The 14,634-nt window shown below is 33.3% G+C and carries 17 protein-coding genes; 10 read left to right on the top strand and 7 right to left on the bottom strand.

Going from position 1 to position 14,634, the window contains the following annotated elements:
- Positions 1–2 precede the first annotated feature (2 nt).
- Positions 3–1,166: a sigma-54 dependent transcriptional regulator gene (locus Q0871_RS07335; protein WP_299320471.1), complete on the top strand. Its 1,164-nt coding sequence runs from the start codon at positions 3–5 to the stop codon at positions 1,164–1,166.
- Positions 1,167–1,176: 10 nt separating this feature from the next.
- Here Q0871_RS07335 and Q0871_RS07330 read toward each other — a convergent pair whose 3' ends face one another.
- Positions 1,177–1,872: a hypothetical protein gene (locus tag Q0871_RS07330; protein ID WP_299320468.1), complete on the bottom strand. Its 696-nt coding sequence runs from the start codon at positions 1,870–1,872 to the stop codon at positions 1,177–1,179.
- 184 nt (positions 1,873–2,056) lie between these two features.
- On the opposite strand from Q0871_RS07330, the gene Q0871_RS07325 reads away from it, so the two are divergent.
- The 3 genes from Q0871_RS07325 (at position 2,057) to Q0871_RS07315 (ending at position 5,348) form a co-directional block, all read left to right on the top strand.
- Positions 2,057–2,935, top strand: coding sequence for a PPK2 family polyphosphate kinase (locus tag Q0871_RS07325; protein WP_299320464.1), 879 nt, complete (start codon positions 2,057–2,059; stop codon positions 2,933–2,935).
- On the top strand, positions 2,910–4,304 hold the full coding sequence (locus Q0871_RS07320; RefSeq protein ID WP_299320460.1) for a M20/M25/M40 family metallo-hydrolase: 1,395 nt from the start codon (positions 2,910–2,912) through the stop codon (positions 4,302–4,304). Before Q0871_RS07325 ends, Q0871_RS07320 begins: the two co-directional genes overlap by 26 nt.
- A gap of 111 nt (positions 4,305–4,415) precedes the next feature.
- Complete coding sequence (locus Q0871_RS07315; protein ID WP_299320456.1) at positions 4,416–5,348, top strand: peptidylprolyl isomerase; 933 nt, start codon at positions 4,416–4,418, stop codon at positions 5,346–5,348.
- Between the two features lie 319 nt (positions 5,349–5,667).
- On the opposite strand, the gene Q0871_RS07310 is transcribed toward Q0871_RS07315, so the two are convergent.
- On the bottom strand, positions 5,668–5,862 hold the full coding sequence (locus tag Q0871_RS07310) for a cold-shock protein (protein WP_068486174.1): 195 nt from the start codon (positions 5,860–5,862) through the stop codon (positions 5,668–5,670).
- Positions 5,863–5,991: 129 nt separating this feature from the next.
- A complete protein-coding gene (locus tag Q0871_RS07305; RefSeq protein WP_299320448.1) occupies positions 5,992–6,630 on the bottom strand; it encodes a peroxiredoxin in 639 nt (212 codons plus the stop codon).
- A gap of 110 nt (positions 6,631–6,740) precedes the next feature.
- Between Q0871_RS07305 and Q0871_RS07300 the strand changes: the two genes are divergently transcribed.
- Complete coding sequence (locus tag Q0871_RS07300) at positions 6,741–7,277, top strand: YfiT family bacillithiol transferase (protein WP_299320445.1); 537 nt, start codon at positions 6,741–6,743, stop codon at positions 7,275–7,277.
- Between the two features lie 5 nt (positions 7,278–7,282).
- Here Q0871_RS07300 and Q0871_RS07295 read toward each other — a convergent pair whose 3' ends face one another.
- Together Q0871_RS07295 and Q0871_RS07290 are read right to left on the bottom strand one after the other, a co-directional pair.
- Positions 7,283–7,810, bottom strand: coding sequence for a GNAT family N-acetyltransferase (locus Q0871_RS07295; protein ID WP_299320440.1), 528 nt, complete (start codon positions 7,808–7,810; stop codon positions 7,283–7,285).
- Positions 7,811–7,835: 25 nt separating this feature from the next.
- Entirely contained in the window at positions 7,836–8,399 is a 564-nt protein-coding gene (locus Q0871_RS07290; RefSeq protein ID WP_299320435.1) for a thioredoxin family protein, read from the bottom strand.
- Positions 8,400–8,488: 89 nt separating this feature from the next.
- Here Q0871_RS07290 and Q0871_RS07285 point away from each other — a divergent pair, with 89 nt between their 5' ends.
- Genes Q0871_RS07285 through Q0871_RS07270 form a run of 4 tightly spaced genes read left to right on the top strand, consistent with a single transcriptional unit; the run spans position 8,489 to position 11,103 of the window.
- The gene (locus Q0871_RS07285) at positions 8,489–8,791 is read left to right on the top strand and encodes a phosphoribosylpyrophosphate synthetase (RefSeq protein ID WP_299320432.1); all 303 of its coding nucleotides are present in this window, start codon (positions 8,489–8,491) and stop codon (positions 8,789–8,791) included.
- Positions 8,791–9,129, top strand: coding sequence for a tRNA-binding protein (locus Q0871_RS07280; protein WP_299320428.1), 339 nt, complete (start codon positions 8,791–8,793; stop codon positions 9,127–9,129). Before Q0871_RS07285 ends, Q0871_RS07280 begins: the two co-directional genes overlap by 1 nt.
- Before the next feature lie 4 nt (positions 9,130–9,133).
- A complete protein-coding gene (locus tag Q0871_RS07275) occupies positions 9,134–10,054 on the top strand; it encodes a bile acid:sodium symporter family protein (protein WP_299320425.1) in 921 nt (306 codons plus the stop codon).
- The gene (locus Q0871_RS07270; protein WP_299320420.1) at positions 10,051–11,103 is read left to right on the top strand and encodes a lysophospholipid acyltransferase family protein; all 1,053 of its coding nucleotides are present in this window, start codon (positions 10,051–10,053) and stop codon (positions 11,101–11,103) included. The genes Q0871_RS07275 and Q0871_RS07270 overlap by 4 nt, the downstream gene beginning before the upstream one ends.
- Before the next feature lie 73 nt (positions 11,104–11,176).
- Here Q0871_RS07270 and Q0871_RS07265 read toward each other — a convergent pair whose 3' ends face one another.
- Entirely contained in the window at positions 11,177–11,566 is a 390-nt protein-coding gene (locus tag Q0871_RS07265; protein ID WP_299320415.1) for a PUR family DNA/RNA-binding protein, read from the bottom strand.
- A gap of 65 nt (positions 11,567–11,631) precedes the next feature.
- Entirely contained in the window at positions 11,632–13,383 is a 1,752-nt protein-coding gene (locus Q0871_RS07260; RefSeq protein ID WP_299320411.1) for an ABC transporter ATP-binding protein, read from the bottom strand.
- A gap of 297 nt (positions 13,384–13,680) precedes the next feature.
- Between Q0871_RS07260 and nusB the strand changes: the two genes are divergently transcribed.
- Positions 13,681–14,595, top strand: a complete 915-nt coding sequence (nusB, locus tag Q0871_RS07255; protein WP_299320409.1) for a transcription antitermination factor NusB — start codon at positions 13,681–13,683, stop codon at positions 14,593–14,595.
- Positions 14,596–14,634: the final 39 nt, after the last annotated feature.

Raw genomic sequence — 14,634 nt, 5'->3', positions numbered from 1 at the left:
TTATGTCAAAGATATTAGTAATAGAAGATGAAGCAGCAATTAGAAGGGTATTAGTCAAAATTTTATCCGAAGAAAATGATACATACACTGTAGAAGAAGCCGAAGACGGATTAAAGGGTATTGAGACTATTAAAAACAATGATTATGACTTGGTGCTTTGCGACATAAAAATGCCAAAAATGGATGGCGTAGAGGTACTTGAGGCCGCTAGAAAAATTAAACCTGAAATTCCGTTTATTATGATATCTGGTCACGGTGATTTAGATACTGCTGTAAATACGATGAGATTAGGTGCTTTTGATTATATCTCAAAACCACCAGATTTAAATAGATTACTTACTACTGTTAGAAATGCCTTAGATAGAAAAGTATTGGTCGTTGAGAACAAAAACTTGAAGAAAAAGGTGAGTAAGAATTATGAAATGATTGGTGAGAGTAGCGAAATAGATACGATCAAAGATATGATTGAAAAAGTTGCGCCTACAGATGCTCGTGTTTTAATTACCGGTTCTAATGGTACAGGTAAAGAGCTTGTTGCACATTGGTTGCATGAAAAAAGTGCTAGAAGCTCAGGTTCATTTATTGAAGTGAACTGTGCAGCTATACCTTCAGAATTAATTGAAAGTGAATTATTTGGTCACGTTAAAGGTGCTTTTACTTCAGCAGTGAAAGATAGAGCTGGTAAATTTGAAGCGGCCAATAAAGGAACCATATTCTTAGATGAAATTGGTGATATGAGTCTTTCTGCACAGGCGAAAGTGTTAAGGGCACTTCAAGAAAGTAAAATATCGCGTGTAGGTACAGATAAGGATATTAAGGTTGACGTTCGTGTTCTTGCTGCTACGAACAAAGATTTAAAGAAAGAAATAGAAGAAGGTAACTTTAGAGAAGATTTGTACCACAGACTTGCGGTTATTCTTATTCAAGTACCTAGTTTAAATGACCGTCGTGATGATATACCGTTATTAATTGAGCATTTTTCTAAGAAAATTGCGGCTGAGCAAGGTATGGCTGGTAAAACTTTTTCTGATAAAGCTATTAAACTTTTGAAAGCATATGATTGGACAGGAAATATTCGTGAACTAAGAAACGTTGTTGAGCGTTTAATTATACTTGGTGGTCAAGAAGTGTCAGAAGATGACGTAAAATTGTTTGCCAGTAAATAATCAATAAAGCTTATTTAGCCGCAGAGCAATCTCCAATTTTTGTTAGTGCTTCTGCGGTAATTTCTTTAGTACGTAAATTGTAATATTTACTACCTTCAGAAATATTCGGTTTTAGGAGTTGAGCTTCGCATTCAGCATAAATTCTGCTAGCGAAGGCAGTTGCGTCTTTGCAATTAACACTTTGAACAACCTTGTCTAACGAAATACGGTATTTTTCTAATGATGTATCAATAGTCTCAAATAGGTCTTTTTTGTTACTATTCTTTATTACCGATGTTTTGTTTACTGAAGAGTTGGTGTTTACAGAAAGCTCATCTACAGCATATGCACTTTCGTGAGTATCGTGAGATTCTAACACAAGAATTGTTTTGTTTGTTAGTTCAATAGATGCATGTAAATAGCTGATTGTACCCTCTAAAGTTGTAGATTTTGTTGCAAGTGATAACACCTCCATATTTTCTAACATGCTTTCTTTTGCATATTTGCACCCACAAACATTTAACTGTTTTTTAGATTTTTCTAAAGCACTTAGCGCTTTATAGGCATAAAACCGTGCCTGATTAATATCTTGAGTAAGTAAAGCAGCGCTTATTTGAGATTTTGCATAACCCATGTTAGAATTAGCATATTCACATTCTACATTCGTGCTGAATGAGGATAATGATAGCAGTGCAATAGCACAGAAAAAAAATATGTTTTTCTTCATAAGTAGGTAATTTAGGTGTAAAATTTGGGATCTTACACGGATAAATTTAGATGCTTTACCTTGTTGAAAATATTATTTTCGATACAATACACTTCAATTACGATAAACGGAATTTGTGAGAATTATATTACTTAGGTTTTGTTAGAGAATTAGTATTCGTAAATATTAAATTTTATATTTCAGAATGGATAAAATAAAAGTAGACAATTATAGTACCAATAAAAATTTTAAAATCACTGATTATGAGACTTTTGAAGATTTTGGTAAGTCAGATAAAGAACTTAAAAAAGAATTATCAAAAATCAGAAGAGAGTTAGGGGAGTTTCAAGATACTATTTATGCCCACGGAAAATATAGTATACTGGTATGTCTACAAGGTATGGATACCGCTGGTAAGGATAGTTTAATCCGCGAGGTGTTTAAAGATTTCAATGTTAGTGGTGTTGAGGTTCATAGTTTTAAAGTACCTACAGAATTAGAACTAAGCCATAATTACCTGTGGCGTCATTATTTGGTATTGCCGGCGAAAGGTAAATTCGGTGTTTTTAATAGAACCCATTATGAAAATGTTTTGGTTACTAGAGTGCATCCAGAATATATATTGAATGAACATATACCTGGTATACATACGGTAGAAGATATCGATCAAAAATTTTGGGATAAAAGATTTGAGCAGATTAATGACTTTGAGCGCCATCTTGCTGAAAATGGAACCTTAATTTTTAAGTTTTTTCTTAATCTTTCAAAAGAAGAACAACGTCAGCGGTTACTAAGAAGACTTGCGTTAAAAGAGAAACATTGGAAATTTTCACCAGGAGATTTAAAGGAGCGTAAATTGTGGGACGAGTATCAACATTGCTACGAAGAAGCTATCTCTAATACCACTCATGAACATGCACCATGGTTTGCGGTACCTGCAGATAATAAAAAAGCAACACGTATAATAATAGCATCTATTCTATTAGAATCGTTAAAAAAATACAAAGATATCAAAGAGCCTATGTTGAGCGATAAAATAATGGCTAATTTAGACAGCTATGAAGAACAACTACAAGGTGAATAGTAAACTTGCTATATTTTTTGTAATTGCTTTCACATATGTGGGGCTTTCACAAAATACAGACGAAGAACAGATAAAGAAACTTTATGATACAGCGCTGACCGAAGGTACGGGTTATGATTGGTTGAATTACTTGTCCAATCAAATTGGGGGGCGACTTTCTGGGTCTATTCAGGCGCAGCAAGCTGTAGATTATACCAAGGCTCAATTAGATTCTTTAGGTATTGATAAAGTTTGGTTACAACCGGTAATGGTTCCTAAATGGGTTAGGGGAACACCAGAATTTGCTTATTTTGAAACAAACCCTGGTACAACTACTAATGTTGCTATTTGTGCAATAGGTGGTTCGGTTCCAACTCCTCCCAGAGGTATTAAGGCAAACATTATAGAGGTTGAAGGGATTGAACAACTAGCATCTTTGGGTAAAGATAAAATTCAAGGGAAAATAGTGTTCTATAACAAACCGATGGATGCTACTCAGATAAATACATTTACTGCCTATTCTAACTGTGTAGACCAACGTTATGCTGGTGCTTTAGAAGCTTCTGAATATGGTGCTGTGGGTGTTATTGTCCGTTCAATGAACCTTCGTTTAGATGATTATCCACATACAGGATCCATGAGCTATGGTGAACAAGCAGAATCTGAAAGAATTCCTGCGGCGGCAATTAGTACAAATGCTGCTGAATTATTGAGTACTTCTTTAAAATTGAATCCTGAAATCAACTTTTATTTCAAACAGAGTTGTAAACAGTTCAATGATGTACAATCATATAATGTTATCGGAGAAATAAGAGGAACTACGAAACCAGAAGAAGTTATCGTGGTTGGAGGTCACTTAGATTCTTGGGATTTAGGAGATGGTTCTCATGATGACGGTGCTGGTTGTGTTCAAAGTATGGAGGTTTTAAGCCTATTCAAAAAAACAGGTTATAAACCAAAACGTACCATAAGAGTTGTTCTTTTTATGAATGAAGAGAATGGATTAAGAGGTGGTAACAAATATGCTGAAATTGCAAATGCCAAAAATGAAAAACACATATTCGCCTTAGAAAGTGATTCTGGAGGGTTTTCTCCTCGCGGATTTACTTTTGATAGTTCTGATAAAGATTTTCAGAAAGTACTGGAATGGAAAAGTCTTTTTGAACCGTACTTGGTGCACTATTTTGAAAAAGGACATAGTGGAGCAGATATTGGCCCGTTAAAAAAAGAAGGATTGGTATTGGCAGGTTTACGACCAGATTCTCAACGCTATTTTGATCATCATCATGCAGAGAACGATACATTTGAACATGTTAATAGACGTGAACTGCAATTAGGCGCTGCATCGATGGCTAGTTTAATTTACTTGGTAGATAAATACGGATTTTAATCTCTGTCACTGCATCAACAAGAGTAAAGCAATCAATTTCTGGTTTTGAAGGCAACGAAATGTTCAAATCGTTAAATTTCTTTACCTTTGTCAGATATAAAAAAAATAAAAATGGAAGACGGAATTTACGCCAAGTTCAATACAAATAAAGGCGAAATACTAGTAAAATTAACTCACGATAAAACTCCTGGTACAGTAGGTAACTTTGTAGCCTTAGCAGAGGGTGATAAGGAAAATAGCGCTAAAGGTAAAGGTGAGCCATATTATAATGGTTTAAAATTTCATAGGGTTATTCCAGATTTTATGATTCAAGGTGGTTGTCCTCAAGGTAGAGGTACTGGTGACGCCGGTTATAAATTTGATGATGAATTTCACCCAGAATTAAAGCATGATGCACCTGGTGTACTTTCAATGGCTAATTCTGGTCCTGGTACTAATGGTAGTCAGTTTTTTATTACGCACGTACCAACACCTTGGTTAGATAATAAGCATACTATTTTTGGTAAAGTTGAGTCTGGTCAAGATGTCGTAGATGCTATTACACAAGATGATGTTATAGAATCTTTAGAAATTGTAAGAGTTGGTGATGCGGCTAAGAAATGGGATGCATTAAAAGCTTACAAAAATTTCAATTCTTCTGGTGAAGCAAGATTAGCTGATGCAAAAGCAAAGCAAGATGCTGAACTTGATAAAATAGCAGCAGGATTTGATGCTACACGGTCTGGACTTCGTTATAAAATGATTCAGAAAGGTGATGGAGCTAAAGCTGTAAAAGGTGAAAAAGTTTCTGTACACTATGAAGGTTCTCTTTTAGACGGTCAGGTTTTTGACTCGTCTTACAAGCGTAATTCTCCTATTGATTTTCAATTAGGTATTGGTCAGGTTATACCTGGTTGGGATGAAGGTATAGCTTTACTTCAAGTAGGTGATAAGGCACGTTTTGTAATTCCTTCTGATTTAGCATATGGATCTGCAGGAGCAGGCGGTGTTATACCACCAGATGCTACACTAATATTTGATGTAGAATTAATGAAGGTAGGTTAAAACAACCTAGAGACTTTAAGATAATAATGAAACACCTATATCATTTGATATGGGTGTTTTTTTTATGATTACTTTTTACGAGTAATGAAACTGCCTAAAAGTAAAATAATATTTACTATCATTAAAACTAAAAATACGGTCAAAAATGTGGTCATAAATACATGGTATAAGGTCGGGGAACCGTTCTTGTTTAATCAATAGATATGTATTTGTATAAAAGGTTGCGTTTAAGTTGAACATTTTTTTAAAAAATATAAGGCACAAAAAAACCCGAACCAATTGGTTCGGGTTTTATACTATAAAAAAGTTAAGTCGTTACCTAGTCAAGTACCTTCACATTAACGGCGTTTAATCCTTTTTTACCTTGTTGTAGTTCAAATTCTACAACATCACCTTCACGAACTTCATCGATTAAGCCAGAAATGTGTACAAAATGATCTTCGTTTGAACCATCTTCAGTGATAAATCCGTAACCTTTAGAATCATTGAAGAATTTTACTGTTCCTTTACTCATAATAGAAAAATTAAATATTAATTAAAGCACGAAGATAGTTTTTTTTTGTTTAAAAACTAAAATTCTTGTACGTTATCTTAAGGTTAACAATTTTCATCTAATGTATTGAGAATGAACTTGTTTTTAGACCTATGCAGTAGGGTCTGGTGTCATTCTCAAATATGGTTTAACCTCTGTAACTCCCTTAGAAAAAATATTTTCTGCGTCAGCGGTAGATATAGCCGGACTAACCACTACATCTTTGCCATGTTCCCAATTTGCTGGTGTTGCAACTTTATGGTTTGCAGTTAATTGTAGGGAATCTACTACTCTTAATAGCTCATAAAAATTTCTTCCCGTAGATGCTGGGTAGGTTAAAGTAAGTTTAACAGATTTATCTGGTGCAATAATAAATACAGAACGAACCGTAAGATTATTATCCGCATTTGGATGAATCATATCATACAAATCAGAAACTTTTTTGTCTTCATCAGCAATAATCGGAAAGTTTACGACTGTATTTTGTACTTCGTTAATATCCTTTATCCACTCGGCATGTGAAGCCGCACCATCAACACTTAATGCTAACATCTTAACATTTCGCTTGTCGAACTCATCTTTAAATTTAGCAGCTGTACCTAATTCAGTAGTACATACAGGAGTGAAATCTGCAGGGTGAGAAAATAATATTCCCCAACTATCACCTAGGTAATCGTACAAATTAATGGTGCCCATTGAGCTATCTGCTGTAAAATCTGGTGCTTTATCACCTAAACGTATTGTTGCCATAATTATATGAATTTGTGTGTTTTATTTAATATCCTATAAAATTAGTAGATTATATAATCTTGGCTAAAGGTTTTTGGTTAAAAGTCTATTAAAATTTTTACTTTTAAACTATGGAAGATTTAGAAAAACTAAAATACCCGATTGGGCATTTTAATTGTCCCGAGAATATATCAAACGAGGATATTGAAAAGTGGATTCAAGTGTTGGATACGTTACCTGAACGTTTGTCAAATCTCGTAAATAGTTTTTCAGAAGAACAGCTAAATACTCCTTACCGCGATGGCGGATGGACGGTTAGGCAAGTAATACATCATATTGCAGATAGTCATCATCATAGTTATACTAGGTTTAAATGGGCATTAACAGAGAATACACCTCTTATTAAAGTTTATGAAGAAAAAAAATGGAGTGAACTTATAGATGCCAAAACCGCACCCATATCATTATCTCTTTCATATCTTACAGCATTGCATGCCAAGTTGGTTTATTTGCTAAATCGCCTTACAAAAGATGATATTGAAAGAAGTTATATTCATCCAGATGGAAATGTAATTGTATCAGTTGCAGAAAACATTGGTAAGTATGCATGGCATAGTAACCACCACTTTGCACACATTAAAAATTTGGCTGATAGAAAGGGTTGGTAGGGTATTTACAAACTCCTTTTTAGTAAGTACATTGGCTTTTCCTCTTCAATAACATTGTTGAACGGTACTTTTGTGTTTGCTACAATTGAAAAAGAATGTGATAAATAGAAGGGTAGTGCCATTCCTTTTTGCATAGACTCTAGAAAAATTGCTTTTTTAGAATGGTCTGCAGCAATTTGTTCAACAAATTTTAAGGTTTTGGAACCTATGCCTTTGCCTGAAAATTCGTTAAGAATATAGATTTTATCAAGATATAGAGCATCAGATTTGCTATAATCTTGAAGTTGTTTGTGAAGCGTAACCTTTAGTATACCTACGTGCTTAGAATTTAACTTTATAAGATATAAAACGGTGTCTTTATCTTTCTCTTCAATTAAGAGTGTTTCTTTGGTAAAACTGTTTTTAATATAGGTAGCTGTGTCGCCATTGGGCCAAAGATGTTTATAATGTTGATCATAGGCTTTTGTACCTATTTCAATGTAAGTGTTGTAAAGTTCTGGCTTCAGCATTTCAAACTGAATGTTATTTTCCATAATCAAAAATAAAAAGCTACTATAATTAAGGGTTAGATTTCCATTTAATATTACAACCAATACTAGGTTTTTGAACAGGATTGATTTCTTCACCTTTTAAAAGGTTTTCAATAGCGTCTCTAAGATCTTTACCTGTCAACGGCAATCCGTTTCCTGGTCTAGAATCGTCTAATTGACCTCTGTATACTAATTTCAAGCCTTCGTCAAAAAGATAGAAATCAGGAGTACAGGCGGCATCATATTTTTTGGCTACCGATTGGTCTTCATCATATAAATATGGGAAAGTATAATTTTCGGCTTTTGCTTTTATTCTCATGAACTGAGAGTCATCTTCTGGATACTTCTCCACATCATTACTAGATATAGCGATAAAATGAATACCCTGTTTTTGGTATTCTAAAGCCATATTAGTAATTTCTGGATTAACGTGAATAACAAATGGACAATGATTGCAAATGAACATAATCACCGTTCCTTTACTACCATTTAAAGAGTGAAGGTTCATGGTTTTTTTGCTAACCGTATCTAACAGACTAAATTCTGGAGCAACGGTACCCAATGCTAACATTTTGCTTTCTGTTCTTGCCATATCAACTAATAATTTATGGTACTAAGTTAAGGATTATATTACCCTTGTCTTTTCTTTATAGTATTCATAAATCTATAAAAATCACTATTATGGAAAATTCATATATTTCTTTATCCATCGCAATTAAAGCATTACAAGAAGAGGGTTACACAGAAGATTTTAATTTATGTGACGCTGGCGTAGAAAATAAAAGCAAGAAAAATATTCATAAGGCTACCCAATTAGAAGTTGTAAAATTCTATCGTTTTGAGGGTATGAGTAATCCCGATGATAATACCATTTTATATGTCATTGAAACAAGTACCGGTGAAAAGGGCATATTAGTAGATGCATATGGTATGTATGCTGGTAATGTACCTAAAGATTTGATAGAAAAGCTTAAATTGAGCTAATGGAAGAAACGATTACATGGCAAGATTTTAGTAAAATTGATATGAGAGTCGGTACAATAGTAGCTGCTTTAGACTTCCCGGAGGCTCGAAATCCATCGTACAAGTTACATATCGATTTTGGTAATGAATTAGGGATTAGAAAGACATCTGCTCAGATAACAGAAAAGTATAGTAAAGAGGATCTCATCGGACTTCAAGTCACCGCTGTTGTTAATTTTCCTGAAAAACAAATTGCCAATTTTATGAGTGAATGTCTTATATTAGGTGCTGTAGACAATAGTTCAGTGGTGCTTCTTCAACCTCAAATGAAAGTACCTAACGGCTTAAAAATTTCCTAATTTTTTGACTGATAATATCTTAGATAACATTCATATTAATTTTGATACAGGCTCATTATGGATAATGAACCTTGTCTTAAGTTTGGTGATGTTTGGCGTAGCGTTAGAAATATCAATATCAGATTTTAAGCCTTTATGGTCAAAACCGAAGGCATTATTAGTAGGTTTATGTAGTCAATTTATTTTATTGCCAGCATTCACTTTTTTATTGGTGTTTGTAATTGAACCGCTGCCTAGCATTGCTTTGGGTATGTTTATGGTGGCTGCTTGCCCAGGCGGTAATATTTCTAATTTTATATCTTATTTATCTAAAGCGAATACGGCATTATCTGTTAGTCTTACTGCTATTGCTACTATGTTAGCGGTTGTAATGACACCATTAAATTTTCAATTTTATTCAATGTTATATGAACCTAGCTCTAATCTTATTCAAGACATTTCTATATCACCTCTAGAAATGATAAAATTGGTTTTTCTATTATTGGGTCTTCCTTTGATGTTGGGTATGTATGTCAATTATAGAAAACCAAAAATAGCTTTGAAAATAGCAAAAAAGCTTAAAGTAGTATCATTAGTGTTCTTTATCTGCTTGGTTTTTATTGCGTTATATAATAATCGCGTCATCTTTATTGATTATATATTTTATGTCTTTTGGATAGTTTTAATTCATAATCTAGTTGCATTTTCTACAGGATATAGCCTTGGGCGAATTTTTAAATTACCAGAGGATAGCCTTAGATCGATAACCATAGAAACAGGAATACAGAATTCTGGATTAGGATTATTATTGATTTTTACTTTTTTTGACGGATTAGGCGGTATGGCACTTATTGCTGCCTTTTGGGGTGTTTGGCATATTGTTTCTGGTTTAATTTTGGCTGCTTTTTGGAATAGAAAACCAGTTGCTAAAGAGACTATAGCGTGAGTGCAGTCATATATCCATTAGTAAAATCTGTAGTAAAAACTGGACTCTACAGCTACCATAAGAAAATTCATATTTCTGGGTTGGAGCATATTCCTAAAGATAAACCTGTAATGTTTCTGCCTAATCATCAAAGTGCATTGATTGATGTATTGTTAATTGCTACAGATTGTAATAGAAAACCATACTTTTTAACTAGGTCAGATGTTTTTAACGGCAAACTGCTAAAACGTATTTTTTCTTATTTTCAAATGTTACCAATTTACAGAATGCGCGATGGTAGAGATACGCTTTCTAACAACGACGCTATTTTTAATTCATGTGCAGAAATTTTAAATAGGGGAGAAGCATTGCTTTTGTTTCCCGAAGCAAATCATAGTATTAAACGCAACGTTAGACCATTGAGTAAGGGGTTTACAAGAATACTCTTTAGAGCTTTTGAAATGTACCCAGACTTAGATGTTCAGTTGATTCCCGTTGGGTTTAATTATAAGCATGCAGCTCATTTTCCTGATGAGGTGGCTCTTTGTTATGGAAAGCCAATTTCAGCAAGAAGTTTATTCGATGAGAATGATTTGAATACATCTGTCATTACTATAAAAAATGCGGTTTCTACAAGTCTAGAAAATCTAACTACTCATATTCCAAGTAATGAAGATTATGATGTCGTTTTAAATAAGTTGAAGGCAGAAAAGGTCGATTTTCTTAATCCTACTGCAGTCAACAAAAAGATAAATATGTTGACCCAACAAGGTATCGATAGTTCAGTTGAATCTGTTTCAGAAAAGCAAGGTTTCAATATGTTTAAATGGATATTCACATTGCTAAATTTCCCTATAGTATTAATTTGGAAATTATGGTTGAAGTCAAAAGTACCCGAAGATGAGTTTATGGGTACATTTAGGTTTGCATTTGCAATGATATCTTATCCTATTTATATACTATTATTGTTTGCAGCTATAGCATTTGTATTTACGCCATATATCGCAGTAATGAGTATCTACATTATCACTTTACTGAATGTTGGGTTGGTAAAGTATGGTTTACGGTAATAATCAAATACTAACAAAATAAAAAACGACCCTTATTGAAGGGCCGTTAATTTTTTAAAATAGTTTATTAAGATTAGATGTCTTCAAAACTTACATCTGTAAAACTAGAGGTATTTGTAGTCGTATTTTCTACAGGTACTTCAGATTCAACTTGCACTTCTTCTTTTTTAAAGTCTTTTTGATGTCTCTCTGAAATTACTTCAGAACCTTTTTCGTTAATGATGAAATCCATCATTTCTTCAACATTCTCTTTAAAGGCATCGAAGTCTTCTTTGTATAAATAAATTTTATGCTTCTTGTAATGGAAGGATCCATCGTCATGTGTAAATTTCTTACTTTCTGTAATCGTTAAATAATAGTCCCCAGCTTTTGTACTTCTTACATCGAAAAAGTACGTTCTTCTACCTGCGCGTAAAACTTTGGAGTGAATTTCTTCCTGATCTGATAAATCTCTTTCGCTCATTTCTAATGTTTAGTGTCGTTATGCTATCAAAAATGAAAAAAAAATCGTTATCCGACAACAATTTTCTAACTTTCTTTCTCAGAGAGCTGTTTGCTATATAGATCTTTATAATACCCTTCTCGAGTATTTAATTCGTCGTGCGTACCCTCTTGAATGAGTCTTCCGTCATCTAAAACCAGTATTTTATCGGCATTTTTAGCAGAAGAAACTCTATGACTTACAATTAGTGTAGTTCTATTCTTAGATGCTTTTTTAAGATTATTTAAAATTTCTTCTTCCGTTTCTGTATCAACCGCAGAAAGGCAATCATCAAATAAATAAATTTGTGGTTTCTTAATTAAGGCTCTTGCGATTGATACACGTTGCTTCTGTCCGCCACTTAATGTTATACCTCTTTCACCTAAAACCGTGTCGTATTTTTTAGAGAAGCCCATTATGTTTTCGTGAACTACGGCATCTTTAGCAATGTCCATGATTTCTTGATCAGTAGCGTCTTCTTTTCCGAATTTGATATTGTTTTTTATACTATCAGAAAACAGAAAAGCATCTTGTGGTACGGCGCCAATTGATTCTCTTAAACTGGTAAGGTCAATGTTTTTAATAGGCTCGTCATCTATTAGAATTTCACCCGAAGTAGTATCGTATAATCTAGCTACTAAATCTAGAATAGTAGATTTGCCGGATCCTGTTTTACCAATAATAGCAGTGGTCTCCCCTTCGTTTATAGTAAATGATAAATGTTTTAAAGCATTAATGTTGGTATCTTGATATGTAAAATCTACATCTTTAAATTCGATTTTACCTTTTACCGTATGCTCGTGAGTGGGCGTGTTTTTAATTTCCGATTCCTGATTTAAAAATTCGTTGATACGTTCTTGACTGGCAGCAGCTCTTTGAACTATGGATGTAAGCCATCCTACAATTGCAACAGGCCATGTTAACATGTTCACATATAATATAAACTCGGCAATCAAACCAACTTCAATTTCACCGGCTAAGTATTGTTTTCCTCCTATATATATCACCAAAATATTACTGATACCAATTAAAAGGATCATTAAAGGGAAGAACCAAGCATTTACTTTAGCCAGACTAACACTTTTCTCTTTTCCTTCAATGGCAAGTTTTTCTAGGTCTTCATTGGTTTGTGGCTCTAACGCGTACGCTTTAATAACCGAAACGCCTGAGAATATTTCTTGTGTAAAAGTTGATAGCGTAGATAAATACTGTTGTACTATAGTGCTTCTCTTATGTATTACCTTACTTATTTGATATATTAAAACTGATAGAAAAGGTAATGGTAATAAGGTATACGCTGCCAAAGTTGGTGCTTTAATGAACATTAGAGGTATTAGACAGGCAAATAAAGTTAGTGTCTGTATGCCGTACATAATAGCCGGACCCGCATACATACGCACTTCATTTACATCTTCACTAATTCTGTTCATTAAATCGCCGGTTCTATTTTTCTTATAGAAGTTGAGACTTAGTTTTTGATAGTGGTCGAATATTTCATTTTTAAGATCGTATTCTATATATCTAGAAATATTGATAATTAATTGACGCATCAAAAAAGTGAAGAATCCAGATAATAAAGCAGCACCTACAATTATAAGAATGTATTCTAACAACAATTCTTGGGCTGTCGATTTTTCTATTTCGGCCTTTATATATTGCTCAACTACCGTTATAGAGTTATTCACGTAAGACGGCATAATCAACTGAAATAGCCTTGCGACTATAGTTATGATGATCCCGAAAAAAAGCTTAAGCCAGTATTTTTTAAAGTATTTATTTAGATGCTTAAGTTCTTTCATAAGTTGTAGAAAAGATAATAGTGTAAAATTCTATTGGCAAAGATAGTTTTTTGACCTAAAACGATATGTTATAAATAAGCTAAGATAAATACGATTGCTATTGTGACCCTTTAAATAGATACTTACCTTTGCGGCTTTATTTACTCGATAATCGAGATTTAAGTGCTCCAACCCTTGCGTTGAAATATTAATTCTCTTTTAAATTCAATGCCTCGCGGGCTTGTCTCGAGGTTATTTACTAATATATTAAATAAGTTCTTTCAAATGCTTACAAGAAGGCACATTAGGGTTAAGGTAATGCAGAGTATTTACGCTCTAATTCAGTCTAAGGACGATTCATTACAAAAACAAGAGAAGTTTTTAAAGGTAAGCATAGAGAATACCTACACGCTATATTTATTATGGCTTAGTCTTTTTGTAGAAATACAGAAAAGAGCAGCAGATCAAATTTCTCTTTCTGCTAATAAATATATTGACGACAAAAAAACAGCATTTCCTAATCCTAATAAGTTTATTCAAAACAGATTGTTATTGCAAATTGTTGAAAATAAGACACTAGAAGAGGAACTTAATCATAGAAAGCTAGATAACTGGTATTTAGAAGAGGAGTATGTAAAACTTATCTATAAAGAAATTTTAGAGAGCGATACCTACAAAGAATACATGTCTAAACCAGAAAGCGAATATGCCGCTGATAAGGAGTTGGTGATAACTTTGTTCAAGAACATTATTGCACCTAACGAGAAAATTTACGATTATTTTGAAGATGATAAGTTAACTTGGGTAGATGATATACCTATTGTTAATACCTTTATTTTAAAGCATTTTAAGAAAGTAAAGCAAGTACACCCAGAATCTTATTTTTTACCAAGTTTGTTGAAAGATGATGAGGATATGACTTTTGCGATGCAATTGCTATCTAGAACATTATTAAAGAATGATGCTTTAGAAAAGGAAATAGAAGGTAAAACACCAAATTGGGATAAAGACCGTATCGCTGGTATTGATAGTATCTTATTAAAAATGGCTATTTGCGAGTTATTACATTTTCCTTCTATACCAGAAAGAGTAACTATAAATGAGTATTTAGAAATAGCTAAAGAATACTCTACACCAAAAAGTAGTATTTTTATAAACGGAATTCTCGATAAGCTTACTAAAGAATACAAGTCAGAAGGAAAGCTTAACAAAATGGGTAGGGGTCTATTATAAAAATATTTTATAATTTTGCAATTAATTGATAAATCTAAA

The organism is uncultured Maribacter sp. (assembly GCF_947500985.1).
Classification (GTDB): Bacteria; Bacteroidota; Bacteroidia; order Flavobacteriales; family Flavobacteriaceae; genus Maribacter.
This window is presented reverse-complemented; position numbering and strand designations above follow the sequence as displayed.